Source organism: Neobacillus sp. PVCKKU3 (assembly GCF_058323225.1).
This window is the reverse complement of record NZ_JBLVQN010000006.1, coordinates 50,331-76,311: the sequence shown is the minus strand read 5'-3', so window position 1 is coordinate 76,311 and position 25,981 is coordinate 50,331. Positions and strand designations below refer to the sequence as shown.

At 40.4% G+C, this 25,981-nt stretch carries 23 protein-coding genes; 4 read left to right on the top strand and 19 right to left on the bottom strand.

Going from position 1 to position 25,981, the window contains the following annotated elements:
• Window positions 1–30: 30 nt before the first annotated feature.
• Window positions 31–1,440, bottom strand: coding sequence for an MFS transporter (locus ACNQGS_RS05980; protein ID WP_491486536.1), 1,410 nt, complete (start codon window positions 1,438–1,440; stop codon window positions 31–33).
• A gap of 325 nt (window positions 1,441–1,765) precedes the next feature.
• Between ACNQGS_RS05980 and ACNQGS_RS05975 the strand changes: the two genes are divergently transcribed.
• The gene (locus ACNQGS_RS05975; RefSeq protein ID WP_491486535.1) at window positions 1,766–2,431 is read left to right on the top strand and encodes an FMN-dependent NADH-azoreductase; all 666 of its coding nucleotides are present in this window, start codon (window positions 1,766–1,768) and stop codon (window positions 2,429–2,431) included.
• A 177-nt stretch (window positions 2,432–2,608) separates the two neighbouring features.
• The gene (locus ACNQGS_RS05970; RefSeq protein ID WP_491486534.1) at window positions 2,609–3,760 is read left to right on the top strand and encodes a diguanylate cyclase domain-containing protein; all 1,152 of its coding nucleotides are present in this window, start codon (window positions 2,609–2,611) and stop codon (window positions 3,758–3,760) included.
• 43 nt (window positions 3,761–3,803) lie between these two features.
• Here the strand turns inward: ACNQGS_RS05970 and ACNQGS_RS05965 are convergent, their stop codons facing one another.
• From ACNQGS_RS05965 to ACNQGS_RS05905, 13 genes are all read right to left on the bottom strand, one after another.
• Window positions 3,804–4,136, bottom strand: coding sequence for a cupin domain-containing protein (locus ACNQGS_RS05965; RefSeq protein ID WP_491486533.1), 333 nt, complete (start codon window positions 4,134–4,136; stop codon window positions 3,804–3,806).
• Window positions 4,137–4,151: 15 nt separating this feature from the next.
• The gene (locus ACNQGS_RS05960) at window positions 4,152–5,135 is read right to left on the bottom strand and encodes a sugar kinase (protein ID WP_491486532.1); all 984 of its coding nucleotides are present in this window, start codon (window positions 5,133–5,135) and stop codon (window positions 4,152–4,154) included.
• Complete coding sequence (locus tag ACNQGS_RS05955) at window positions 5,122–5,775, bottom strand: bifunctional 4-hydroxy-2-oxoglutarate aldolase/2-dehydro-3-deoxy-phosphogluconate aldolase (protein WP_491486531.1); 654 nt, start codon at window positions 5,773–5,775, stop codon at window positions 5,122–5,124. The genes ACNQGS_RS05960 and ACNQGS_RS05955 overlap by 14 nt, the downstream gene beginning before the upstream one ends.
• A gap of 49 nt (window positions 5,776–5,824) precedes the next feature.
• Window positions 5,825–7,312: a UxaA family hydrolase gene (locus tag ACNQGS_RS05950; protein ID WP_491486530.1), complete on the bottom strand. Its 1,488-nt coding sequence runs from the start codon at window positions 7,310–7,312 to the stop codon at window positions 5,825–5,827.
• Window positions 7,313–7,326: 14 nt separating this feature from the next.
• On the bottom strand, window positions 7,327–8,796 hold the full coding sequence (locus tag ACNQGS_RS05945) for a tagaturonate reductase (protein ID WP_491486529.1): 1,470 nt from the start codon (window positions 8,794–8,796) through the stop codon (window positions 7,327–7,329).
• An 86-nt stretch (window positions 8,797–8,882) separates the two neighbouring features.
• Window positions 8,883–9,881 (bottom strand): LacI family DNA-binding transcriptional regulator, encoded by a 999-nt coding sequence (locus tag ACNQGS_RS05940; RefSeq protein WP_491486528.1) that lies wholly within the window; start codon window positions 9,879–9,881, stop codon window positions 8,883–8,885.
• Between the two features lie 103 nt (window positions 9,882–9,984).
• Entirely contained in the window at window positions 9,985–11,391 is a 1,407-nt protein-coding gene (gene uxaC / locus ACNQGS_RS05935) for a glucuronate isomerase (protein ID WP_491486527.1), read from the bottom strand.
• A gap of 222 nt (window positions 11,392–11,613) precedes the next feature.
• Window positions 11,614–12,360 (bottom strand): response regulator transcription factor, encoded by a 747-nt coding sequence (locus ACNQGS_RS05930; protein ID WP_491486526.1) that lies wholly within the window; start codon window positions 12,358–12,360, stop codon window positions 11,614–11,616.
• A 60-nt stretch (window positions 12,361–12,420) separates the two neighbouring features.
• Complete coding sequence (locus ACNQGS_RS05925) at window positions 12,421–14,205, bottom strand: sensor histidine kinase (protein ID WP_491486525.1); 1,785 nt, start codon at window positions 14,203–14,205, stop codon at window positions 12,421–12,423.
• Between the two features lie 152 nt (window positions 14,206–14,357).
• Complete coding sequence (locus ACNQGS_RS05920; RefSeq protein ID WP_423801363.1) at window positions 14,358–15,395, bottom strand: TRAP transporter substrate-binding protein; 1,038 nt, start codon at window positions 15,393–15,395, stop codon at window positions 14,358–14,360.
• Between the two features lie 62 nt (window positions 15,396–15,457).
• Window positions 15,458–16,753, bottom strand: coding sequence for a TRAP transporter large permease (locus ACNQGS_RS05915; protein WP_491486524.1), 1,296 nt, complete (start codon window positions 16,751–16,753; stop codon window positions 15,458–15,460).
• 2 nt (window positions 16,754–16,755) lie between these two features.
• On the bottom strand, window positions 16,756–17,253 hold the full coding sequence (locus tag ACNQGS_RS05910; protein ID WP_491486523.1) for a TRAP transporter small permease: 498 nt from the start codon (window positions 17,251–17,253) through the stop codon (window positions 16,756–16,758).
• A gap of 236 nt (window positions 17,254–17,489) precedes the next feature.
• Window positions 17,490–17,777: a hypothetical protein gene (locus ACNQGS_RS05905; protein WP_491486522.1), complete on the bottom strand. Its 288-nt coding sequence runs from the start codon at window positions 17,775–17,777 to the stop codon at window positions 17,490–17,492.
• Between the two features lie 128 nt (window positions 17,778–17,905).
• On the opposite strand from ACNQGS_RS05905, the gene ACNQGS_RS05900 reads away from it, so the two are divergent.
• Window positions 17,906–19,168 (top strand): ATP-binding protein, encoded by a 1,263-nt coding sequence (locus ACNQGS_RS05900; RefSeq protein WP_491486521.1) that lies wholly within the window; start codon window positions 17,906–17,908, stop codon window positions 19,166–19,168.
• A 45-nt stretch (window positions 19,169–19,213) separates the two neighbouring features.
• On the opposite strand, the gene ACNQGS_RS05895 is transcribed toward ACNQGS_RS05900, so the two are convergent.
• The 5 genes from ACNQGS_RS05895 to nagA all read right to left on the bottom strand — a co-directional run bounded on the left by ACNQGS_RS05895 (window position 19,214) and on the right by nagA (window position 23,824).
• Entirely contained in the window at window positions 19,214–20,212 is a 999-nt protein-coding gene (locus tag ACNQGS_RS05895; protein WP_491486520.1) for a CAP domain-containing protein, read from the bottom strand.
• A 139-nt stretch (window positions 20,213–20,351) separates the two neighbouring features.
• On the bottom strand, window positions 20,352–21,089 hold the full coding sequence (locus tag ACNQGS_RS05890; protein WP_491486519.1) for an SIS domain-containing protein: 738 nt from the start codon (window positions 21,087–21,089) through the stop codon (window positions 20,352–20,354).
• A 19-nt stretch (window positions 21,090–21,108) separates the two neighbouring features.
• A complete protein-coding gene (locus ACNQGS_RS05885; protein WP_491486518.1) occupies window positions 21,109–21,831 on the bottom strand; it encodes a GntR family transcriptional regulator in 723 nt (240 codons plus the stop codon).
• Window positions 21,832–21,890: 59 nt separating this feature from the next.
• The gene (gene nagB / locus ACNQGS_RS05880; protein ID WP_491486517.1) at window positions 21,891–22,628 is read right to left on the bottom strand and encodes a glucosamine-6-phosphate deaminase; all 738 of its coding nucleotides are present in this window, start codon (window positions 22,626–22,628) and stop codon (window positions 21,891–21,893) included.
• Window positions 22,625–23,824: an N-acetylglucosamine-6-phosphate deacetylase gene (gene nagA, locus ACNQGS_RS05875; protein ID WP_491486516.1), complete on the bottom strand. Its 1,200-nt coding sequence runs from the start codon at window positions 23,822–23,824 to the stop codon at window positions 22,625–22,627. Before nagA ends, nagB begins: the two co-directional genes overlap by 4 nt.
• A gap of 253 nt (window positions 23,825–24,077) precedes the next feature.
• On the opposite strand from nagA, the gene nagE reads away from it, so the two are divergent.
• Entirely contained in the window at window positions 24,078–25,970 is a 1,893-nt protein-coding gene (nagE, locus tag ACNQGS_RS05870; RefSeq protein ID WP_491486515.1) for an N-acetylglucosamine-specific PTS transporter subunit IIBC, read from the top strand.
• Window positions 25,971–25,981 lie beyond the last annotated feature (11 nt).

The window sequence follows — 25,981 nt, the reverse complement described above, 5'->3', positions numbered from 1 at the left end:
AGTTCCCTTAACTATCTTCCATCTTCCATATTAAGAAGCTTTTCTCTTTTCAGCCAAATCAATAGCAAGCTGCTGTGTTTTTTTCTTATTTAACGGATATAGGAATACAAGAATTAAGAAAATTACAAGTAGAGTAACTGCCGGAACCAATGTGGCGAGTGTATGAATTCCATTCAATGTTTCCTGTGTTTGCGCCTTAAGAGTTGCATTATAACCAACTGATGCAATCGCAAAACCACCCACACCACCAGCAATCGCTTGTCCTACTTTACGGGCAAAGGAATAGATTGAATAAACAGTTCCATCTTCACGTAAACCAGTCAGGTATTCATGATAATCGATAACGTCAGTTACAAATGCCCAAACGACTAAGTTAAATAATCCGTAGCCAAACATGGCAATCGCTAAAATTCCAATAAATTGGTTTGCATTAAGGTTTGGAAGTAGATATAAAACGCCATATACAACAGCTGCGAGTAACAACCCTGCTGCGGCAACTTCTTTTTTCCCGAATTTAGCTACTAATGGCTTAACCAATGGCATTCCCACAAATACTGCTACAGATTGAATAAGACCAACCATACTTAAAGCTTTGGCATTGCCAAAATAATCTTTAAACAAGTAAACGTTTACTGCACCGATTAACATAAATGTCACCATGAAAGCCAATGATGCAATCAAAATCCACAGTAAAGGTTTGTTTTTTGCAAGGCCCTTTAATGTTTGACCTAAATTCACTTTTTCCTTTTTTGAATCAGTGATTGTAATACGTTCTACTGACATTTTGTAGCAAGCCATATAACAAGCAATGGCAAGTACTCCAAAAATGATGGCCCCTAATAAAAAGTGATTGGCATCAGCCTTATTATTGACAAACAGAATCATTGGGCCGACTACGTTAATGATTAAACCAGCTAGGTTTCCTCCTAATGTTCTCCAACTTGATAGTGAAGTACGTTCAACTGGATCACCTGTAATTACAGAAGCCATTGATCCATACGGAATATTAACGGTGCTATATAATGTTCCCCATAATATATACGTTACAAATGCATATGCTTCATAAAATCCTGTAGACATTCCCGGAATGTGTACAAACATTAACACCCCAGTGACGACAAGCGGAAATGACATTCTAAAAATCCATGGTCTGAACTTGCCATTTTTTCCGGATTTTCTTGTATCAATAAAACGTCCCCAAGAAACATCGGCTACGGCATCCCATAGGCGGGCAACTAAGAAAAGGGTTCCTACAAAAGCAGGATTTAGACCATAAACATCTGTGTAATAAACCATTAAGAACGATGCTACTAAAACAAAGAAGAAATCGTTTCCAAAATCACCAAACAAATAACCTAATTTATCTTTCATTCCAAACGGACGAACTGCTGCTTTTTCTACATTAAAATCTGGTGCTTGTACTCTTGCACTTTGTGCCATGGTTACCCCTCCGTTATAATTTTTATTTGTAATCCTTTTCAAAAAACAGTTAAAAATAATTTGTACATCTCGAGATTGGTTTATACTTCCATTAATTTGTTTAATGAACTAACAAATCAACTTCGTATATGTAGAATATCACCATCGACTTTTTTCGTCAATAACTTTATGTAAGCGCTAATATAAAAAATTTACCATTTCATATGTTGAAAACTATAATGGTCACCTAATGTTCAAGAACTTCACCCATTGTTCAAAATTGAGCAAAGTAAATTTCTTATAATAGAAGTAATGAAATCATTTAAAACAGATGGGTAGTGTGTTGATGGAGAAATTACTTTATATTACAGCAAATCCAAAGGGTCTTGAAAAATCAAAAGGGTTGCAAATTGGAGAGGCTTTTCTCGAATCCTTTATAAATGAAAGGCCGGATGTAGAAATTAAGAGAATGGATTTATTCCAATTAGATTTTGTCCAGATGGATGCCGATTTAGTATTTGCACGCGGAAAATTAGCAGGATACGGCTATACATTAGACCAGCTTTCAGAAACCGAAAGGGAAAAAATCCTTAAAATGCACGCTCTTGCAGATGAATTTATTGGATTTGACTACTATGTCTTTGTTTCACCATTATGGAATTTAAATTCACCGGCGATCTTGAAAGCATTCCTCGATAATCTATTTATTGCAGGAAAAACCTTCACCCATACTCCTAACGGACCAAAGGGATTATTATCAGGGAAAAAGGCGATTCATATTCAAACCCGCGGCGGCCAATATACAGGTTCCCCTATACAGGAATTAGAGTCTGGGGACCGTTATTTAAAAATTGCCCTTAACTTCCTAGGAATTGACGTCATGAATAGTGTCATTGCTGAGGGTTTGGACCTTTATCCGCAAAAGGTACCGGAAATTGTTGCCGCTTCCAAAGAAAAAGCACGTTTAGCCGCGAAGGAACTTGCGGGCATTTCTCAGCCTGTCCTCCTATAATATGAATAGCTTCCCTTCTATTGGGAAGCTATTTTTGTATAAAAATTTCCCGGAAAATGTCGAAGCTCAACAGACTTATTCCTTTATTTTTTGTCGAAATTTCCCTTCTTATAGTATAATCGGATTATAGGAACGAACCACTCCTGACCAAAAGAACATAGTAGCGGAGATAAATGAATGTTAAAAGATTTTGTTTCAAATACTGCCCTATTAATATCAGCCTTTTTTGTCTTAGGGCAATTATTCAAAAATAGACCATTAAAGGCTTCTTCACCATTGTCCACTAAACTATATTGGGGACTTTCCTACGGTATCCTTGGAAACATACTCATGATTTTTAGTATTAAAATTTCTACCACAACAATTGCCGACCTCCGCCATTTAGTAATCGTTCTTGCGGCTGCTTTCGGGGGATTCATTCCCGCCATGCTCTCTTCTGCCCTTATTGTAATAGGGAGATTTCTGCTTTTCGGTTATAGTGATGCAGCTCTTTATGCTTCTATCGGAATGCTGTTTATAGCGATCATAAGCAGCGGATTAGCAAGATTGAATTATAATTTTACAATAAAAGCTTTTTTCATGAACCTGATTGGATTATTTATCCTAACAATCGTTTTTACCATCAATATTGAAGATCCAATTGTATTAAAAAAGTTGTTAATCATGCATTATATTTTTTCGTTAACAGGCGGATTTATCGCCTATCATTTTTCTGTGTTTATCGCCCATTCTAATGAAAACCAAAGAAAATTAAAGAATAGCCTTATCGAACTGAAAGAAACACAGCATAAATTAGAGAAATCCAATGAACGATTAAACCAACTCTCTTATGTAGACGGATTAACCGGTGTGGGAAATCGAAGATATTTTGATACGAAACTGGAAAAGGCATGGCTTCATGCTCAATCGGATCAAGTCCCAATTTCATTACTAATGTTCGACATTGATTTCTTTAAAAAATATAATGATACCTATGGCCATCTTACTGGTGATTATTGCTTGCAAACCATTGCCCAAGCTATTAACAATCTCGTAACGGAAGATTCAAGCTATACACTCTGCCGTTATGGCGGTGAGGAATTCAGCCTCATCATGCCTGCAGCAAACCGGGAAAATGCCGAACAATTTGCCTCACTAATCAAGAAAACAGTTAAGGAACTAAATATTCCCCATATTAAATCAGAAATAGCAGAAATCGTCACCCTAAGCATCGGAATCGCCTCATTCATCCCTGGTCCGGCAGCCAAACCAGAGGATTTGATTCAGTTGGCAGACGAGGCCCTTTATACTTCAAAAACAAAAGGCAGGGACACGATTTCCGTTTTGTAACAAAATAAGACCGGGCAGTGAAGCCCGGTCTTATTGAGTTAAATCATAGAAAATCTTCCCGCTGAGGTGTAAAAACATCCAGTATGATCGAGTCATCTTCAAGCGCTTTAACCCCATGCAAAGTATTTGAAGGAATGTAGATGCTGTCCCCTTTCACCACTTGCTGGACGTTTCCATCCAAATTGAACTCAAAACTTCCTTGAACAATATAACTTACCTGTTCGTGCGGGTGGGAGTGGATTGCACCAATGGCATCCTTTTGGAAACTTACTTCTGTCATCATCAGGCTTCCGCCCCTTCCCAAAAGCTTCCTTTTGGCACCTTCTCCTGCTTCCACAGAATTTTCCTTATTTCCAAAGCAAAACAAGTCAATCACCTCAACTTTACATATTTATCTTGTAGCTTCTACCCTGCCTGAGATAATGGAATTGATCTCCTCAAGAGATGGATTCCCTTCCCAATCACCCTTAAATTGAGTTGCCAACGCACCTAAAATATTGGCCCTGGTTAAAGCCATTTCTAGGGATACATGAGTCAAAGCAGCCTCGTTATCTAAATACACAGAGAGGAATCCTGCTGCAAACGCATCACCAGCCCCGACCGTATCGATGACCTGTGTGACTACATGTGGGGCTGCTTTAACAGAATCGCCGTTGATAAAGCCCATCGATCCCTCGGCACCGAGCTTTATGATAACTACTTTCGGCCCCATTCGCAGGAATCTCTCTCCATATTCTTCAATGGATTGTTGACCTAATAGAAACTCTGCTTCCTCCACGCCTGGCAGAAACACATCACATAGCGGGATAAGGGAAAGTAAAACACTCCGCGCCTTCTCCTCACTCCAGAGCTTTCTCCGTAAATTTGGGTCAAAGGAAATGGTCAGTCCCATATCCCTGGCCATTTCCATTGCCTTTCGGATAGCTTCGGCAGCATTTTCACTTAAGGCCGGTGTTATTCCTGTGACATGCAAATGCTTGACACCAGCAAACCACTCTTTTTGCACATCTTCTGGCTGAAGATTGCTAGCGGCTGAGTTTTTCCGATAATAATAAACGGTTGGATCACCATAGCTTTTACTTTCTTTAAAATAAACCGCCGTAGGTTTTTCCGCATCACGGAGGGCATAGGTTACATCTACTCCCTCTCCGCCAAGTGTTGACAAAATAAAGTCACCAAACGGATCTTTTCCTAGTTTACTGACCCATCTAACCTTCTTGCCTAAACGTGTCAGGGTGATGGCAACATTTGATTCGGCACCTGCCAGGGACTTAGTAAAGAGCGGCTCATACTTAATCCCTTTTTCCCCGATTGTTTGAAAAAGAACCATGCTTTCCCCAATTGTCAGTACATCCGTACGGTTATTTGGCTGCATGTACCTGCACCTCTTTAGCTAGTCTAGTATACGCCGAAGCTAATTTCGTAATTTGCTCAAAATCGCCTTTTTTAATTAACTCATTGTTTACTAGATTTCCACCAAGCCCAGCGGCAATAGCGCCGTATCCCAAAACCTCTTTGATATTGTCCAGATTCACTCCGCCTGTTACCATCATTGGAATATGGTTAAGCGGTCCTCGGATATCTTTAATATATTTCATTCCCATCGAACCGACTGGAAAAACCTTAACAGCGCTTGCCCCGAGGCGATATGCGCGGACGATCTCAGTAGGCGTCAAGGTTCCAGGCCAAACTTCCACACCTTGTTCAAGCCCGTAAGATAATACCTCTTCATCCAGGTTTGGTGATACAAGATATTCTGAACCTGCCTGAACCGCTTCCTTTGCCATATCAAGATCCAAAACGGTACCCGCACCAATTCGTAATTGGTCTCCAAATTTCCCTTTCAGATCATGAATCATGTTAAGAGCGCCAACGGTGTTTAATGTCACTTCTAAAAATGAAACTCCGCCTGCTGCCAGGGCTTTGGCTGTGTCTTCACCACTACCGTTTGGTATGCCGCGAATAATTGCCACAATTTTTTCTTGTTTTAATAAAGAAACTAAGTTTTGCTCCATTGAAACTGCCTCCATTACTGAGTTCTTTTTCGCATAAGAGTTTAAATACCTATAATGTTACACCCGTTTTAAAAATAGCAATCTCTCTAAAGTCATTTTTCTCATTGTTTACAAATTCACCGCTGGCCACTTTAATCACATAGTCAATAAATTGTCTCAAGACGACATTTGCTGATTGCTCCAGCAATACTCCGGCGTCAAAGTCAATCCAATGAGGCTTCGCTTCAAATAGCGGGGTATTGGTCGAAATCTTCATGGTTGGAACATAAGTGCCAAACGGTGTTCCCCGTCCGGTTGTAAAGAGAACCATTTGACAGCCTGCCGAAGCCAGCGCAGATGCGGCAACAAGGTCATTTCCTGGGGCGCTCAACAGGTTTAGTCCTTTTTTCTTTAATCTTTCGCCATATTTTAACACATCCGTCACAGTGGAAGTCCCCGCTTTTTGTGTACAACCGAGCGATTTATCCTCAAGGGTAGTGATCCCGCCCGCTTTATTCCCTGGTGATGGGTTTTCATACACAGGCTGATTATTGGCGATAAAGTACTGTTTAAAGTCATTGATTAATTCAACCGTTTTTTCAAAAACCTCTTTATTTTCTGCCCGTTCCATGAGAATCGTTTCCGCTCCGAACATTTCAGGCACCTCAGTTAACACCGTGGTTCCACCCTGGGCAGCAAGAAAATCCGAAAGTCTTCCAAGCAATGGATTGGCCGTGATTCCTGATAGGCCATCTGAACCCCCACATTTCAATCCAAGTTTTAGTTCGGATAATGGGACCTCTTCGCGCTTATCGCTTTTGGCATTTTCATAGATTTCCTTTAAAAGCTTAACTCCTTCCTCAATCTCGTTGCCAACCTCTTGGGAAGCGAGGAATTTCACACGGCCTTCATCAAATTCGCCAAGGCTTTCCTTAAATTCATAGAGATTATTATTCTCGCAGCCAAGCGCTAACACGAGGACGCCGCCAGCATTAGGATGAAGGACTGCATCCTGCAAAATGGTCCTTGTGTTGTGATGGTCGTCGCCAAGCTGGGAGCAGCCATAATTGTGTTTTAATACAAGGATATTTTCAAACGGGCTGATATCGCCCACTTCCTTTTGGAAACGTTTGATAATCGTTTCTGCGACACCGTTGACGCAGCCAACAGTCGGTACGATCCACAATTCATTCCGGATTCCGACGGTACCGTTTTTCCGCCTGAAGCCTTTAAAGGTCAGGTTCTCATTTTTATAAGGATTTTCGGCTAACTTCTGGCTAAATTGATAGTCTTTTATTCCATCAAGATTGGTTTTCGTATTTTGTGTATGAACATGCTCACCGGCAGATATTACTTTTGTAGCATGCCCGATTGGATAGCCATATTTCACGATAAATTCATTTTCTTGAATATCCTTAACAGCGATCTTATGTCCACGTATCAGGTCATCTTTGAGCTCAACCTCACGCCCATTGACCGAAATGGATTTGCCTTTTTGTAAATCCTGCAATGCAACAACAACATTATCATTTTCATTAATCTGGATAAATTCCAACATTGCTTAAATCCCCCTTATCTTGCCGTTTTCTCCTTTAAGACTGCTTGGGCGGCCTGCTTCATTCCCTTTGTTTCGATTTCGTACAAATAATGGGTAACAGCATCCGTTAGCCCCGTAACAGAATTTAAGTCCATTCCCCAATTTTTCTCGTATCCTAAAACTGCACGAACAATTTCTTTTAGACTTTCATGGGTTCCGTCAAAGCTGTCCCATTGCGCTTTGAACAACTCAAGAATGTCTTGGTCATCACTAAGATTAATATCTTCCGCACCTCTTTTTCCCTTATAAAAAGCAATCAATGCAGCTAGAGAGAATACTAGTTTTTCAGGCATTTCCTTTTTACGGTTGATATATTCTAATAAAGATGGCAGGTCTCTAGTTGTATATTTTGAGATGGAATTCAATGAAATACTCATCAGAAAATGCTTGATATATGGGTTTCTAAATCGATCCAGAACATCATTCGCAAAAGAAGCTAATTCTTCGGCCGGAAGATCTAATGTCGGAATAATTTCGTCAAAAATCAGCTCTTTAATAAAGCTGCCCATCACCGGATGCTCGACCGCTTCGGCAACTGTTTCTAAACCGTAAAGGTAGGAAACTGGTGTCATCGCGGTATGAGCGCCGTTTAAAATCCGCACCTTTCTTGTCCGATACGGTGTCAAGTCATCAACAAACTTGGTGTCTAATCCAGCCAAATGGGTTGGAAATTCTTCTTTTATCCACTGAGGCCCTTCAATGACGAAGTTGTAGAATTGTTCGCTGACCACGACAAAATCATCCTGGTAGCCAAGCTCTTCCGTGATTTCTGCGATGGTGTCAACTGGAAATCCCGGAACGATCCGATCAACGAGGCTGTTGCAAAATGTATTGGCATCATTGATCCATTGAACAAATTCCCCACCAAGGTTCCAAGCAGCGGCATATTGAAGAATCATTTCTTTTAGTTTCTCGCCATTTTTTTCAATAAGTTCACAAGGAATGATGATTAACCCTTTGCTGTTATCCCCGTTAAAAGCCTGGAAACGATGGTAAAGAAAAGCCGTCAGCTTTCCAGGAAAGCTCTTTTGCGGGCGGTCCTCCAAGCAGTCCCTTTCCTGATAGGCGATCCCAGCTTCTGTTGTATTGGAAAAAACAAAGCGCAGTTCAGGATTTTGCGCGAGTTCAAGATATTTTTCATATTCCGTATAAAGGTTTAAGCCTCTATTGATGGATTGGATTAAGGTATGCTCCTTGACCGGCTTACCATCCTTCATCCCTTGCAAATAAAGCGTATATAAGCCATCCTGGGCGTTTAATTTTTCTACCTTTTCATACCCGCGTGGCTGAACAACCACAATACTGCCGTTAAAAAGGTTAGCTTTATTCATAACATCGATTTGCCAATCAACAAAAGCCCGTAAAAAGTTTCCTTCGCCAAATTGCAGGACCTTTTCCGGATAGGATTCAATGCCTTGGATGGTCTTTCGAGTAAGTTTCTGCAAAGTTATCTCTCCTTTTATGCACACGTGAACATTTTCCTATTTTATTAAACCGTTTAAAAGCTTCCCGCCCTTTAAACGGTATAAGTTTACTTCACTAAGGATACAGACTTTCTGATCACTAATTCCGTTTCAACAAAAATCTTATCACCTTTGTTTTCATTATTTTCAATCACTTCAAACAGTTTTTCAGCGCCCAGTTTACAGATTTTTTCAACTGGTTTCTTGACAGTTGTCAAAGGCGGGTTTGTATACTGTGCCGAGGCTATATCATCAAAGCCTGTGATCGAAATATCCTCCGGAACATGTAACCCTTTGGCAAATGCTGCATGGAGAGCACCGACTGCCATATCATCATTTGAGCAAAAGACGGCGGTAGGCGGATTGTCTAAGGCGAGCAAATTTTCCATTGCTTCATATCCGCTTTGCAAGTCATAATTTCCTTTTACCATATACTCCTTGCGGATTGGGATATCATTTTCCATCAATGCCTGCAGGTAGCCTTCCCTGCGTTCCAGTGTGGATTGGAAGCCTGTAATCCCTTCAATAATCGCAATTTTCGAATGGCCATTTTCAATCAAATAATTTACAGCATGGCAGGAGCCCTCATGATCATTTGATAGAATGTTAATGATCGACTGATCGTTGATTTCCCGATTCATCACCACAAGCGGAATTTTTTGATTTAACACATGATATATAAAGGAATTATCAGCGTCACTTTGGCTCATTAAAATAATGCCGTCGAACCTTTTGCTATGAATCGTGGAAAAGTCTTCATAATCGTCAATTCCTCTGACGAATAAATTGTAATCCTCATTGATAACGGCATTTACGCCAGTTACCGCATCAGCAAAGAAACTGGAAGATGTTCCATTGGATATGCTCGTAAAGAAAAGGCCGATGGTATAAGACTTTTGAGTGACAAGGCTTTTGGCATTAAAATTTGGTGTATAGTTAAGCTGAGCGGCTATGTCAAGGATCTTTTTCTTCGTATTTGGCTTGATTAGCGGACTGTCATTCAAGGCTCTGGATACAGTCGTATGGGATACATTTGCTAATTTCGCGATATCTTTAATTGTAACCATTTTGTTTCACCCTTTATTTACCTTCCGCTTTTCATTTTACTTGGAATAACGCTTTTTGAAAAGACGAGAGACTAAATTTGCGCTCTCGTCTTTTACATGAAAATTATAATTCAAAGCCAAAGTATTCGTTTGCGTTTTGATAGCTGATTCCTTGAACAATTTTACCTAAAAATTCGATGTTATTAGGCACTTCGCCATTTTCTACCCATTCAGCAATGAGGGCACAGACAATTCTTCTGAAATATTCATGTCTTGTATAGGATAAGAAGCTTCTTGAGTCAGTCAGCATGCCAATGAAGCGGCTGAATAGGCCCATATTGGACAGTGATTTCATTTGCTCAATCATGCCAGCTTTATTGTCATTAAACCACCAGGCTGTTCCGAATTGGATTTTCCCTGGGACTCCACCGCCTTGGAAATTGCCAATCATGGCGGCAATGATATTGTTATCGTTTGGATTTAATGAATAGATAATCGTCTTCGGAAGTCCGCTTTCCTGTTCAATCAAATCCAGCAGTTTAGCTAACGGCTTGGCAATGTTCTCATCATTAATCGAATCCCAGCCCGTATCCGGCCCCAATACCTTAAACATTTTTGAATTCGTATTACGTAATGCATTAATGTGAAGCTGCATAGCCCAGCCTAATTCCGCATAATGTTTACCTAAAAACTTAAAGGTATAGGTTTTGAATTTCTTTTCATCTTCTAGGGAGACTTTATTCCCCTTCAAGGCTTCGCTGAAAATCACTGCTGCTTCTTCTTTCGTAGTGTCAGCATACAACATTTGATCAATGGCGTGGTCAGAAACCAAACAGCCAACAGAATGGAAGAACATGATTCTTGACTCAAGTGCTGTTAAATAGTCGTCATAAGAGTTAATAGACACTCCTGAAACCTCTTGCAGCTTTTCAACCCATGGGAGGAATGTATCACGGTTAATTTCCAATCCTTTGTCAGGTCTGAAGCTTGGTAAAACCTTGACAGCAAAACTTGAATCTTCTTTAAGCTTAAGGTGATATTCCAGGCTGTCCACAGGATCATCTGTTGTGCAAACTACTTTTACATTTGATTTTGTAATGAAATCCCGAGCGCCAAAGCCCTCACTATTCAATTGTGCATTTACCTTCTCCCAGATTTCTGGTGCACTTTCCTCATCAAGTAAATCATAAATCCCGAAAAACCTTTGTAATTCTAAATGAGTCCAATTATAAAGCGGGTTTCCAATTGTCATTGGAACAGTTTTCGCCCACGCCATGAATTTGTCATAGTCATTTGCGCTGCCGGTAATGATTTCCTCTTGAACCCCATTTGCCCGCATTAAACGCCATTTATAATGGTCACCATATAACCAAGCTTCGGTAATATTTTTAAATGTTTTATTTTCATAAATTTCCTTTGGACTTAAATGGCAATGATAATCGATTATTGGCATTTGCTTTGCATAATCATGATATAAACGGACAGCAGTTTCATTTTTCAAAAGAAAGTTTTCATCCATAAAGTTTTGCATATGTCCACCATCTTCCTAGTAAGTAAATTATTGTTAACGTTAACAAATTGATTGAAAAAAATTGTAGTTAAATAGCAACACTTTTCGATAGTTCAGCATAATGTTAACGTTAACATTTATGTTTTTATTTTACCTTAGAACCGAATAGATTGCAATCGGTTTCAAAAAATTGCCATGTAAAACCTGGATAGAAAAAAATCTACACAGGTTTTACGATTTTGTTTAGTTTGTCCGGACCCGCTTCCGATATTCAGATGGAGTCACTCCTGTTTTACGCTTAAATAAGTTACTAAAATACGTAATATCTGAATAACCCAGCCTATCAGCTATTTCAGAAATCCTTAAGGAGGTTCTCTCAAGCAGTTTTTTTGCTTCATTCATCCGGATTTCAAGAACAAAGTCAACAAAGTTCTGTTCTGTTTTATCTTTAAAAAGCTTACTTAAATAACTTGGATTCAAATGCACGTAGTTGGCCGCTTCAGATAATGTGACCTCTCCTGGAACTTTGCTTTTGACGTATTGAATGACCTTCTCAACAGTGGATAACTCTGATGGATCGGCTTCCTTTTGAGGGGCAGCTGCCATTTCTTCACTTTCCTGGCGATGCTTTACCCATTTGTCCAGACATTCTTTCAATTCTTCAAGCTCTACCGGCTTAAGCAGGTAGTCAAATACCCCTGACCTTAGGGCATGCTGTACATACTTAAAATCATCGTAACCGCTGATCATAATACAATCAGTACGAGACTCGCCATTTGCCAATGCCGTAACGAAGGCTAGCCCGTCCATCACGGCCATCCTTACGTCTGTCATAACGAGATCAGCCGGCCTTTCCTTTAAAAAGTCCAGAGCCTCCAAGCCATTGGTGCATTCCCCGATTACCTCAAAGGGCAGCTCTGCCTTGGCGATTGTATGCCGCAGTGCTGTGCGAACCCATTTCTCATCATCAACCAAGAGTATTGTGTACATGCCATCACTTCCCAATAAAACAAAAAGATATATGTTCTTGACTCCTGACCCTTCAATCAGCTACCCGATAAGCCCATTCATCGGCAAGCGAATGCTTATGACTGCTCCCCTGCCTTCGCTGCTTTCAACGCTGATGCCATACTCGTCGCCAAAAAGGTGAACAATTCTTCGATGCACATTCACCATACCGATTCCGGGTCCACCTTCCATGACATCTTTTTGTCTTAGATTCTGGCGGATTTCTTCCAGCCTCGTCGGGGAAATTCCCACTCCATTGTCCTGAATTCTAATAATATAGGCATCCTCTGATTCCTCAAGCGCCGTGATGCTGATTTTTGAGATACCACCTGACGGCTCAAGCCCATGCTTAAAGGAATTTTCAACGATCGGCTGAATCGAAAATTTGGCAATGGTCTGTTTTTTCGCCCAGTCAGGAATCGAGAATTCATACTCGAATTTATCAGCAAAACGGTGCTTCTGTATGCGAAGGTATACCTTTGTGTGGAGAATTTCTTCGTCCAACTTCACGATTTGCGAATTATTATTTATATTATAACGCAATAATTTGGCCAATGCCGCGGAAATATCCGATATTTCCTCCATCCCATTTTCCAAGGCCATTCCGCGAATGGTTTCTAAAGAGTTAAACAAAAAATGCGGATTAATTTGCGCCTGAAGTGCTTTGAGTTCAATTTCCTTTTGACGCAGCAGCATTTCCGTTTCCCTGATTTTAGAAAGATATACTTCATCTACAAGCTCATTTAATCTGATGAGCATTTTATTAAACCCTTGTGTTAGGTCGCCAATCTCATCTTTAGATAAAACCTCGACCTGGCCGCTGAAATCTCCCTTTTCCACTCGCCTCATCATTTTTTGCAATCCGATTATCGGCTTTATGATATTTTCTGCCAGACCTGCACCGAGGATGATCGCAATCAGCATGGTGATGACCGCCATAATAAAAATGGTATTTCGAATATTGACAGAACTCTTGATTAGCTCTTTATAGGGAATGGATGTGATGACAGTCCAACCAAGAAACCCGGAATGGTTATAGGTGAGTAATTTCTTCTGTTCCCCGCTTGTCACAAAGGAACCGCTCTCCCCTTGAAGAATTTTTTGCATATTTTGCAGTGACGCCTTCTTCCCCAGTTGAGAAAAGTCTGGGTTATAGACGTAGTTTCCCTGTGAATCTACAATATACATAAACCCAGAATGACCGATATTGACTTGGCTGGCAATTTCCTTAAACCTCTTAAAATTAACATCTACCACTATAAAACCGACCGGTTTCAGGGTTTTTGGACTAAACAATCTTCTGGCAATGGAGATAACATGCTCTTTGTTCTCGTTATCTTCAAGTGTACGTGTAAAAATAACTGGTTCAGCTGTTTCGGGCAGGATTCTATCAAAAAACTTCGGTTGAAACGCCTCCATTGGATGAAACCGATTGTAGCGGATATCGATTGCATCGACTGTAACGACATTATTCAAGGAAATCGTAATGTTAGCTATGTCCGATCTTGAATAGGCAGCATTTTGCAACACCTTTTTGATATTAGCTGTCCCGCCACTTGAGTTTAATTCCTCTTCGGTCGTCATTTGGAGAAATCGATTCACCGCTTGGTTATTCAAAATTTTTAATATTTCAATCTCAAAATCACCCACATAATACTCAATATGGGTATTTACCTGCCTGATGATTTGCCAACTGTATGAACGTGCTTCACTCTCAAGTACTTCCACTGATTTCTGGTAGGAAAAAAAGCCGATAAAACTAATCGGCACAATCACAAAAAGTGCAGAAAAAACAAACAACTTACGAACCAGTGACTGATCTTTCAAGAGCAGTGCGTGCGCTAGCCGCTCCAACATATTTCTTCTTATACGCTTCATAACTCACCTTATTTCTAGGGTACATGAAAAAAGAAAGACTATGCAAAATGAATCCATTTTAAGCATAGTCTCTCGAGTTATTTTTTCCTTACATTCAAAAATTATTTTCTAGCTGCGTCGATGGCATCAAGAACATCTTTATAGTCAGCACGATACTTATCGATTACAGGCTTAACTTTATTTTGCCAAGGCTTAACATCTTTTACCTCAACAATCTTCACACCAGACTCTTCAATTTTCTTCTGTGAATCTTTCTCCATTTTATCCCATTCTGCACGTTCTGTTTTCACAGATTCTGTAGCAGCTTCTTGGATAATCTTTTTATCTGCATCACTTAATTTATCCCAAACAGTTTTGCTGGCTAATAGAATCTCAGGTACACGCTGGTGGCCGTCAAGAATTAAATTCTTAGCTACCTGATAGTGGTTAGCAGAAACATAGCTTGGTGTATTGTTTTCAGCTCCATCGATAACGCCTGTTTGCAGTGAGCTAAATACTTCTCCATAAGGCATTGGAGTGGCACTGCCGCCTAGTGCTGCAATCAAATCAATATTAATCTGGTTTTGTTGTACACGGATTTTTTGGCCTTTTAGATCATCAACGCTCTTGATCGGCTTAGTAGAATAGAAGCTACGTGCACCTGAATCATAGTAGGCAAGACCTTCCATTTTAGACGCTTCTAAGCTCTTTAACATTTCCTGGCCTTTTTCACTGTTTAAAAATTTCCATTCATGTTCGGAACTGTCAAAGATATATGGAAGACTGAATACACCTAGAGGCTTACTGAATTCAGCCAATGGTCCGGCACTTACACGTGTGAATTCAACCGCTCCCAATTGAACTTGTTCAATGACAGATTTCTCATCTCCAAGCGAGCCGTTCGGGAATACGCTAATTTTAATGCGGCCATCTGATTTTTTGTTCACAAGCTCAGCAAATTTCTTATCTCCCAATACAGTTGGATAGTTATCAGGATGTGTATCAGCCAAACGGAAAGAGTATGTTTTTCCTTCTGATTTTGCGCCTTTATCTCCATCAGTTTTTGCTTTATCTGCCGTTCCACCACATGCAGCAAGGATTAAACTTGCCCCAAGGACTGTACTTAGAGTTGCTGATAAACGTTTTGTAGACTTCTTCATTATAAATCCCCCTTCTAAATTTTAAAATTAATTAGATATATAGATAACTTTTGAAACCGATTTTAATGGCCTAACACATGTGGCAGCCATAGTGAAATGCTTGGAACATAGGTTAAAAGCATCAATGCTGCCACGAGCACCAATCCAAACGGTGCCATTGCCTTGGCGGCCCTCATGATTGGGACCTCGCCGATGGCGGAACCAATGAAAAGAACCGTTCCAACCGGAGGTGTGAGAAGTCCAATTCCCAAGTTCAACATTAGAATGATACCGAAATGAACCGGATCCATACCCATTGCCGTAACAACAGGAAGCAAGATTGGTGTCATAATCAGGATAAGCGGTGCCATGTCCATGCCGCATCCGAGGATGAGCAGCAATACGTTGATAATTAATAGGATAATAATCGGATTATCAGAGATACTTAACAATCCATCTGTTACCATATTAGGAATTTGTAAGAATGCTAGTACATAACCTAAAGCATTGGATGCTGCAATCAGGAACAATACCATGGAAACCGTCCTGAAGGTTCGAATCAGGATATGCCACATCCGGCTGAACGGAATTTCCTTGAAGACGAAGAATGTTACAATGACTGCATATAAAACAGCGATAGCACCTGATTCTGAAGCAGTAAACCAGCCCGAGAATATTCCACCCAGGATGATCACGATCGGCATGATCGAAATAATTCCATCTTTAATGACTTTTGGTCTATCTTTTTTGTCAATGACAGTTGTTTGAGTGAAGCCTTGGCGGATAGCCAAAATGCGGCTTACAATCATAAGCGTTACACAAAGCAGGATTCCTGGTACTACACCCGCCATAAATAAGGTTGCAATGGACACACCGCCGGAAGCAAGAGAGTACAAAATTAAGTTATGGCTTGGCGGAACAACTACACCCTGAATCGCAGCAGCAGAAGTTAAGCCAGTTGCAAATTCTTTACTGTATCCTTTTTTCTTCATCATCGGAATCATTACTGAACCAATTGACGATACGTCAGCAGCAGCAGAACCCGAGATATTTCCGAACAATAGACAGGCAAGGACGTTTACCATTGCCAAACCGCCGCGGACCCGGCCAACTATTAGCATCGCGAAGTTAATTAAGCGAGCGGCTAAGCCCCCTTCATTCATTAACTGGCCAGCCAGAATAAAGAACGGGATTGTTAATAATGCAAATGAGTTTACACCCTGAATCATCCGTTGTCCAATTACCTCGAGCGGCATGTTCAAGTAAATCATAGTGAGAACAGTTGAACCTGCCAATGTCAGCGCCACCGGAAAACGCAGCAGCAGCATGATAACAAAGCTTGAAAGCAGAATGATTATGGCAATTGTTGTTTGATCCATTGTTAGTGGCCACCACCCTCTACGTTATGTCTTCTAGTGTCAACACCAATTAATTGCAAGAAAGCGTAAATGATCATCATGAAACCGGTAATCGGCATGACCGCATATTCCCAAGCATTAGATAATTTTGTTGCTGGCAGAGTCGATTCACTCATTAAAACGGTAAAATCCCAGCCATATTTCAGCAAATAATAACCGAATGCCATCGTTGCAAACGATACCACTTTATCGATGACCTTAATCACCGCTGGAGGCAGTTTTGCGGTAAAGGATTCAATGGCTAAATGCAGTTTTTCACGAACGCCTATGGCAATTCCCATAAACGAAAACCAGCATAACAATAACAGAGTAACTTCCTCTGACCAAAACAGTACGAAATTAAACAATTTTCGAGTAAAAACCTGCAGTGTTACGATGATAATCATGACGATTAGTGAGCCTATCGCCACTTTTTCAAAAAGACTATCAATGAACAGACAAAATCGTTTTAGCGCGTTCACTATCTAATCCCCCTCTTTTTTTGACTTTTTTAATTCTTCTTGATTTTGTAAGTGCTTTCTAAAATTATTGTAAATGTTTTCATTCCTATCGTTAACCCTGCTGATTTTAGATTTTTTTATACTTTTTTTAGGTCAGCTCAAAAATTCGACAAAAAATGGACTAATTTCTAAAAAAAGAAGAACGGGGCATCTCAGACTTTAGCCCCGTTCTCAATTATTTTTATTTTTCTTTAGCACTACGCTTCTGCTTCATTCATTTCGCAAGCGTGAATTTCACAATTTATGATGGCTTCATCGAACGTTGTTGCGGTACCAGTGATTCTTGCAGAACCGTAAAATTTGCGTCCCAATTCGATCGCACTTAATTTTAAGTTCTCATTCTCCGGGTCCTTTTCCAATTCTGTCAATGCCTCATAATACTTGGATTTATTCTCCGAAATGGTTGATGATTTAAATAAAAAGATGGGTCCGAAAACGATAAAAGCGGCTAAGATAGGTGTAGCATAATAGAGTAAATGAACCATTTGAATCCCTCCGATATACTTTTTCCACATATTTGTCGTAATTTTGAGAAAAAAAAGGGAAAATTTGTTGAAACCTGCTGAATTTACCTGTAAAATTTTCCTAACAGGTCATTTGGATGGTGAAGTTAATGGAAGTAACAAAACATCTTTTCTTAAATCTATCCATTTTAATCATCTTTCTCTTTTTCAGTTTTATTTTAGTCGATAAAAGTAAAAAGATTACCCTTTCTAAGTCCTCGTATATCGTATTTTTTATTGTGATGCTGTGGATTTGCATCCAATTTTCCTATAATCCTATTTCTTCCGCTAGATTCGATTTAAGAATCATCCCACTCGTCATTGGCGGATTATATATAGGTATTGGTCCGATTTTGGTAGCGGCTGCCATTATTATGAGAAGCTTTTTTGGAATTAATTCTGGCTTATTCTTAACGACCTTGCTTTTTATTCCCTATGCCATTGTTGTTTGGCGGATTTTCCCATGGTTTTGGAAGCAAGATCCTGGAAGACGCATTTTCATATCTATTTGCTTCGGAATGACTTTGAGTGCTTTGACAGTGATAGGCATGGTATTATCGGATACCCATGCTTATTGGCTCGATGTTTGGATCGCTTATTTAATAATCCCCGCACTTGGAATTGGAATTATCTCCTATGCTATTGAATTCATTCAAAAAAATATTGAAATGAGACAGCAATTAGTAAAGGCGGAAAAGTTAAAAGCGGTGGAACAAATGGGTGCGGCCATTTCACATGAAATCAGAAATCCTTTGACGGCGGCAAGCGGATTTGTACAGCTTTTGGAGGATGACCATCTCCCGAGGCAAAAGAGAAAAGAATACTTATCCATTGTCAAGGAAGAACTAAATTCTGCAGAAAAAGTCATCCAAGATTATTTGACTTTTGCCAAGCCTTCCATCGAAACGTACGAGGAGCTTAATCTTAAAAGTGAACTCAAGCAAATCATCAATATTGTCCAGCCTTTAGCCAAACAAAATTCTGTCGAGATTATTACCGACTTTTCAGTTATTGGAATGATTAAAGGAGATCGGCAAAAATTTCGCCAATGCTTTGTGAATGTTTTAAAAAATGCCATTGAAGCAATGCCCAATGGAGGATATTTGAGTGTATCAACTGAATTTAATCAAACCTATATAACGATCAGTGTCAATGATACAGGCATGGGCATGACAGACAAACAAATCGAACGGCTTGGAGAGCCGTTTTACTCGACAAAAGGGAAAAATGGCACAGGCCTTGGTATGATGGTTGTCTACAGTATTGTCCGGGCCATGGGTGGAACCATTTCGGTAGAAAGCAAAGAAGGCGTAGGGACAACCTTTTTATTCAAATTTCCCACTCTTACATCCATTTTTAAAAATCAAATATGATGAAAACCGACGGTACATTCGTGCCGTCGGTTTTTTGGTGTTTTCTTACTTACCGATAAACATCTGCGACCAATGCTTGCCTGTTTCTTCAAACCCTACACCAATATGAGTAAAGTTAGGGCTGAGAATGTTTTTGCGGTGTCCTTCACTATTCATCCAGGCATTCACTACCTCTTGTGGGGTCCGCTGTCCTTGCGCAATATTTTCTCCTGCTGATTTATAAGTGACACCAAAGTCCCTCATCATGTCAAATGGTGAGCCATACGTTGGGCTTGTATGAGAGAAATAGTGGTTTTGCTGCATATCTAGGGCCTTCTTTTGAGCGACACTGCTTAACTGAGTATCCGCCTTTAAGGCTGGAAGCCCATTTTTGCTACGCTGGGCATTCGTTAAATCAATCACCTGCTGCGCATATTGACCGACTGTGCCAGTAGCCGGTGCAGTACTTTTGGCTGGTGCCTTAGGCTGCGGCGCCGGTGTCGTCTGCTTCGGTGCAGGAGCAGGTGCCGGTGCTGGTGCGGGAGCCGGTTGAGTCTGCTTTGGTGCCGGTGCCGGCTGAGTCTGCTTCGGTGCTGGTGTTGGCGACGGCACGTTTACATTTGGTCCCTGTAGGAACGGCTGTGCCTGCTCGATTACTCCAGTTTGGAACCAATTGCCTTGACTAGGGTCAATACGGACAAATTGATATTTAGCATCCTTGATTAAGACAGCCCTCGTATGTGGATATTGATCGCTGTCTAACGCCGTGAAATAAGCCGAAACCATATCATCATTGTTTCGTCTTATTTTTCGATTATCATTAAACAGATTTGCATCGAAATCCGGGTCGTTGTTGTCATTATTTGTATAATCTTCCGTCAGTGGACCATTATGGTCAATCCCATCATCTCTGCCATTACGAACATCAAAAATGCCATTGTTTCGGTTGTTCGTATCAAGAGCCACCCTGTCGCGATCGTTAATGTCATTTCTGTCATTGTTACAAGCGGCCAATCCCATTGTAAGCATGGCAGTTAAAGCTAAGCTAGCTGATTTTTTTATCAATTGTAATACCCCCTTTTGAAAAAATTTTCGCTTGCTTACTTATTTTCTAAATTTCTTATGGAAAGTATTAATGGAAATTAACGTCTTAAAACACAAAAAAAGCCCGCGGTCTCGCAAGCTTTTTGAGTAATTAAATGCTTTATTTATCCAGCATAGGAATTCTGTTTTTATATTTATTGATTAACTCACGATTATGTTCAGCTGCACCATCCGCATTGCCGCTTTTAAATATCGGCGGAGTAAACTTATGTTCCACCATCACATTTACTGCCTCAACCATAATTCCATTGGCAATCGCTGTGCCCACAACAGTGGAACCCGACCCAAACGAGACTTCCATACTTGGCAGCTCCATCATGGCGTCCCCTAAAGGAATGTGGTTATCGATGACAAGATCCGCAGCTTGAAATAGATACTGTCCGTCTTTATGTCGGGACGAAACAGTTTTTGGATAAGCAAGTGAAGTAATGGCAATGACAAAAGCCTTTTGTTTCTTGGCCCATTTTGCCACATCGATTGGGACCGGATTTCTTCCCGATGTAGAAACAACCATAACGACATCATTTGGCGCTATACTGATATCCCCCATAAATGAATCGGCAAAATCATTTTGCTGTTCCAGTTGAGATGAACGTACCGCTCCTTTATGAAGCATAAGGTCTTCGATCAGGATAGGATTGATTGGAACCAATCCGCCAGCACGGTAAAAAAGCTCCTCCCCAATCATGTGAGAGTGGCCGCAGCCAAATACATGCACAATTCCATCATTTTCAATACACTTAGCAATCTCGTTTGCTGCGACTTTTATGCTTTTTTCTTCCACCCCTTCAACGGTGGTCAATAGCTCTTTTAGTTTTTCAAAGTATTGATTGAACATAGCAAAATCTCCATCATTTTTATCTCTTCATCTGAATCATGAATTTGTAGCGGTCTGCCCGATAAACGGACTTTACTAACTCAACAGGAGTCCCGTCCTTTAAGTAAGTGTTTCGCTGTATAAGCATGACAGGTGCGCCTTTGCTGATTTTAAGCAATTTTGCTTCATTTTGATTCGCAATCGAAGACTCGATCATCTGAGAGGCGCTGTCGATTTTTAAATGTAACTGTCCTTCAATATAGGCATATAACGATTGATTGACAATTTGCTCTGTAAGTCCCTTAATAAGATTGGCTGAAATGTAGTTCGTTTCATACGCCATGGGAACACCATCTGCTAAACGAATCCTTTTGATTTCATATACTGGAGCAAACTCTGAAATGGAAAGCTGACCGGCAACTTGTATCGATGCCGGAATGATTTCAAAATGAATTAACTGACTCCCCGGAATCATTCCTCGTGTCTTCATATCCTCGGTAAAACTGGTTAATCCTTGCAGGGGCTGCTCGATTTTCCGCTCCGCAACAAAGGTTCCCTTTCCTTGCAAGCGATATAAATAGCCTTCATTGACGAGCTGCGTAAAGGCCTGCCTCACCGTCATTCGGCTGATTTTATACTTTTCAGCGTATTCCCGTTCTGGAGGAAGGGCATCTCCCGGCAGTAGTTCCCCTTTTTCAATTAACTCTTTAATATGCTCTTCCAATTGATAATAAATAGGAATGGGGGAGTTCTTATTAATCATTTTGCCATTAACACCTTTCTCTCTTTACTCGGGACGTTCGGATGTCCTAATGCCCGCCTTTAACAAGGCAGCTTTAAACCCGCAACAGCCGCTTTATCTGCAATTATTGTAACATAAGGATGTTTTTTCAGGGCAGAGGCTGGAAAACTTTCTGTTAATTCCCCATTCAACAGCTTAAACATGGCATCATTCTTGGATTCTCCAGAAACTAATAGTAAAATTTCTTTGCTTCTTAATATGGAAGCAATCCCCATAGTAATGGCTTTGGTTGGTACTTCCTCTATATTGTTAAAAAATCTGGCGTTAGCTTGAATGGTTGACGGCGCTAACTGAACAACATGCGTGTTGGAACGAAATGAGGTTCCTGGTTCATTAAAGCCGATATGACCATTTTGGCCAATTCCCAACAGTTGCAAATCAATCCCACCATGTTTTTCGATTAAATCGTCATAATATAGACATTCTGCCTGCATATCTTTAACAATCCCGCTTGGTATAAAGGTTTTACTATCATGGATATTGATATGGTTAAACAATTGCTCATTCATGAAATAACGATAGCTGTTTTTATTGTCACCGGAAAGCCCTATATATTCATCCAGATTAAACGTTGTAACGTGTTGGTAGGAAGTTCCGTTCTTCCGATGATCGGTAATTAAATTTTGGTATGTTCCAACAGGAGTACCGCCTGTAGCTAGACCAAGCTTTATTTTAGGATTATTTATAACTTTTTCGATGATATATTCTGCCGCTTTCAGACTCATTTCGTTATAATCTTTGACTTCAATAATTTTCATTTTGTTTCTGCCTCCTTTTTAAAAGCAACTGCTCCCCGGCAAAGAGTCATGAAGACTTCCATATTGTGATCAAGAATAACGATGTCCGCATCTTTTCCTGCCGCAATGCTGCCTTTCTTGTCATATATATTTAGCTGTTTTGCCGGATTCACGGAAGCCATTTGAACAGCCTCTTCAAGAGTACAGCCTGTAAATGATAGAACATTTTTTACTGCATGTCCCAATTTCAAAATACTCCCGGCCAGAGTGCCATTCGCAAGTGTAGCTTTGCCATCTTTCACGGTTACCTCTTGGCCGCCAAGGTCATAATGGCCATTTTTCAAGCATTTAGCCCGCATCGAGTCAGTAATTAAGATAATTCCTTCACTCTGTTTTTGTTTAAAGGCAAGTTTGACCATTTCCGGATGAACATGCACCCCATCAACAATCATCTCTGCCTTTAACTCTTCATGTAAAAAGGCAGCACCCACTATGCCGGGTTCACGATGATGAAGGCCTCTCATTTGATTGAATAAATGTGTTATATGATTGGCACCGGCTTTAACTGCTTCCCCTACCTCTTCAAAGTTAGCATCCGAATGTCCGATGGAAGCAATAATACCGTTTTCCCTTAAATAACGGACCATCTCTAATCCGCCTGGCCGCTCGGGAGCTAAGGTGACAAGTTTTATCATTCCATTGGAGCGTTCTTGCCACTCTTTTAATAATGAGAGATTTGGATCAATGATGTATTGGGTAGGCTGTGCTCCTGCCCGGCTGGCATTGACAAACGGCCCTTCCAAATGGATTCCAAGAATTTCTGCCTGGCCTTTATCCGGTTGATTAGAAATATAATCACCAGCATTGATAACGGCTCTTTCAATTTGTTCTGGTGCCTGAGTCATGGTGGTGGCTAAGAAGCTTGTTGTTCCTTCACCAGGCAAAGTCGACGCCATGTTGTCTAAGGCTTCTTTTGTTGCATCCATCGTATCGGCACCGTTCACTCCATGGATATGAACATCAATGAATCCCGGTACCGCAATATAATTGGATGGAACCTCAATTATTTCAAAGTTTTCTTCATTGGAAAGATCCTCTAATCTCCCAACTTCGATGATGTGATTATTTTCAATTTTTATATATCCTTTTTCAATAATACGATCTTCTGTATAGATTTTTATATCTTTAATTAAGATAAGATTATCTATTGGGTTCATTTTCATTACTTCCTTTCAGATTCTCACTTAATATTAGCATTACTTTTTTCTAGTTGTCTATACCAATTTTTACTCAAGAAATACATCAGAACGTTTCCAACCTTTATAAACATCGATTTATCAAGTATTTGAATAATTTTTAAAAATAACATTTTTAAATTGGTATAGACATCTATAATCAGCCGGTGGTATATTTGTACACGAAAAGCGCTTTCAGCTAAGAATATCTTTTGATAAAAGGAGAGAAAACATCATGTTAGGCTTTTTACAACGAATTGGTAAAGCACTCATGCTGCCTATCGCCGTATTGCCGGCAGCGGGATTGCTGCTCCGTTTTGGGCAGCCGGATTTATTGGATATACCTTTTATTGCCAATGCGGGGAATGCCATTTTTGCTAACCTTGCTTTGATATTTGCGATTGGGGTCGCAATGGGATTTGCTAAAGATAATAACGGCGCCGCAGCATTGGCTGGTGCCATTGGGTATTTAGTTTTAACAGAAGGAACAAAAGCAATCGATAAAAACATAAATATGGGTGTCCTTGGAGGGATTCTCACAGGGATTATCGCGGGGCTGCTTTACAATCGCTACCGTGATGTGAAGCTTCCTGAGTGGTTAGGATTCTTTAGCGGCAGACGTTTTGTTCCGATTATTACATCCGTAGCAATGGTCATATTAGCGGGAATTGCTGGGTTTGTTTGGCCGCCGATCCAGGATGCAATTAATGGCGTGGGCAACTGGATTATTGGCTTAGGCGCTGTTGGTTCCGGTATTTTCGGATTCTTAAACCGCCTGCTTATTCCTTTAGGTTTGCACCATGTATTAAATAGCTTATTCTGGTTCCAGTTTGGCGAGTTTCAAGGCAAGGCCGGAGATATTGCCCGCTTCTTCGCAGGCGATCCAACAGCTGGGGGATACATGACCGGATTCTTCCCCATTATGATGTTTGGACTTCCGGCAGCAGCATTTGCCATTATTGCTGCGGCTAAACCGGAAAAACGAAAAGCAACCTCCGGAATGTTTATCGGCCTGGCGTTAACGTCATTCTTAACTGGTATTACCGAACCAATAGAATTTTCTTTCATGTTTATCGCGCCACTTCTTTACGGAATTCACGCCGTCTTAACAGGGTTGTCCATGTGGATTACTTCCCTTTTAGGAATTAGGGATGGATTTACTTTTTCAGCAGGTGCAATCGACTATTTGTTAAATTTCAATATCGCTGAAAAACCTATCTTGTTATTAGTTGTCGGCCTTGTTTATGCTGTTATTTATTTCGCCATTTTCTATTTCTTAATTAAGGCACTTGATATTAAAACACCAGGACGTGAGGACGAAACTTCGGAAGAAATTTCAGAAGCCCCAGGGGTCACAACTGCTCGCGGCGACAAATATGAAACAATGGCCTACCATTTCATAAATGATATCGGCGGCCGAGAAAACATTACAACGATTGATAACTGTACAACCCGCCTCCGCTTAAATGTGAAGGATATGGATAAAGTTAACGATTCTGCCTTGAAAGTGCATGGTGCTAAAGGGATCATGAAATTGAATAAAACGAACCTTCAGGTTGTTGTCGGCACTGAGGTTGAATTTGTCGCTGATGCCATGAAGAAAATGGATATGAATGTGGTAAATATCGATAAAAACGTTAGAGATAACACACCTATAGTTTCAAACGGTCTCCAGCCGCTGACTGATAAAGACTTTGTGATGCCAATTGAAGGGGAAATCATCCCGCTATCCGAGGTTCCCGATCAGGTATTCTCGCAAAAAATGATGGGTGACGGCTTTGGCATTGTGCCTGCCAACGGGGTTGTTGTTTCACCTGTAGACGGGAAAATCATGAATGTGTTTCCAACGAAACATGCGATTGGCATCAAATCGAAGCAAGGTTATGAAATTTTAATCCATATCGGTTTGGATACCGTTAATTTAAAAGGTGAAGGATTTAACGTACTTGTTCACGAGGGCCAGCAAGTAGTAAATGGTCAAGAAATTCTGAAGTTTGATTTGGATTTTGTTAAGAAATCCGTACCATCTGTTGTAACACCAGTAATCTTTACAAATTTAACTAAATTAAATGTGAAGAAGCTTGGGAAAGCAGAACAAGGTAAGAGCGGAATCTTATCAATTGAATAAATACAAAAAAT

Bases quoted from the DNA above. Each gene is read 5' to 3' on its own strand.
- ACNQGS_RS05930 (WP_491486526.1), bottom strand. From the start codon at position 12,360: ATGTACACAATACTCTTGGTTGATGATGAGAAATGGGTTCGCACAGCA.
- ACNQGS_RS05960 (WP_491486532.1), bottom strand. From the start codon at position 5,135: ATGCAGCCAAATAACCGTACGGATGTACTGACAATTGGGGAAAGCATG.
- nagB (WP_491486517.1), bottom strand. From the start codon at position 22,628: ATGAAAATTATTGAAGTCAAAGATTATAACGAAATGAGTCTGAAAGCG.
- uxaC (WP_491486527.1), bottom strand. From the start codon at position 11,391: ATGCAAAACTTTATGGATGAAAACTTTCTTTTGAAAAATGAAACTGCT.
- ACNQGS_RS05905 (WP_491486522.1), bottom strand. From the start codon at position 17,777: ATGGTTCATTTACTCTATTATGCTACACCTATCTTAGCCGCTTTTATC.
- ACNQGS_RS05885 (WP_491486518.1), bottom strand. From the start codon at position 21,831: ATGATTAATAAGAACTCCCCCATTCCTATTTATTATCAATTGGAAGAG.
- ACNQGS_RS05940 (WP_491486528.1), bottom strand. From the start codon at position 9,881: ATGGTTACAATTAAAGATATCGCGAAATTAGCAAATGTATCCCATACG.
- ACNQGS_RS05950 (WP_491486530.1), bottom strand. From the start codon at position 7,312: ATGTTGGAATTTATCCAGATTAATGAAAATGATAATGTTGTTGTTGCA.
- ACNQGS_RS05975 (WP_491486535.1), top strand. From the start codon at position 1,766: ATGGAGAAATTACTTTATATTACAGCAAATCCAAAGGGTCTTGAAAAA.
- nagE (WP_491486515.1), top strand. From the start codon at position 24,078: ATGTTAGGCTTTTTACAACGAATTGGTAAAGCACTCATGCTGCCTATC.
- ACNQGS_RS05920 (WP_423801363.1), bottom strand. From the start codon at position 15,395: ATGAAGAAGTCTACAAAACGTTTATCAGCAACTCTAAGTACAGTCCTT.
- ACNQGS_RS05915 (WP_491486524.1), bottom strand. From the start codon at position 16,753: ATGGATCAAACAACAATTGCCATAATCATTCTGCTTTCAAGCTTTGTT.
- nagA (WP_491486516.1), bottom strand. From the start codon at position 23,824: ATGAACCCAATAGATAATCTTATCTTAATTAAAGATATAAAAATCTAT.
- ACNQGS_RS05900 (WP_491486521.1), top strand. From the start codon at position 17,906: ATGGAAGTAACAAAACATCTTTTCTTAAATCTATCCATTTTAATCATC.
- ACNQGS_RS05890 (WP_491486519.1), bottom strand. From the start codon at position 21,089: ATGTTCAATCAATACTTTGAAAAACTAAAAGAGCTATTGACCACCGTT.
- ACNQGS_RS05970 (WP_491486534.1), top strand. From the start codon at position 2,609: ATGTTAAAAGATTTTGTTTCAAATACTGCCCTATTAATATCAGCCTTT.
- ACNQGS_RS05955 (WP_491486531.1), bottom strand. From the start codon at position 5,775: ATGGAGCAAAACTTAGTTTCTTTATTAAAACAAGAAAAAATTGTGGCA.
- ACNQGS_RS05980 (WP_491486536.1), bottom strand. From the start codon at position 1,440: ATGGCACAAAGTGCAAGAGTACAAGCACCAGATTTTAATGTAGAAAAA.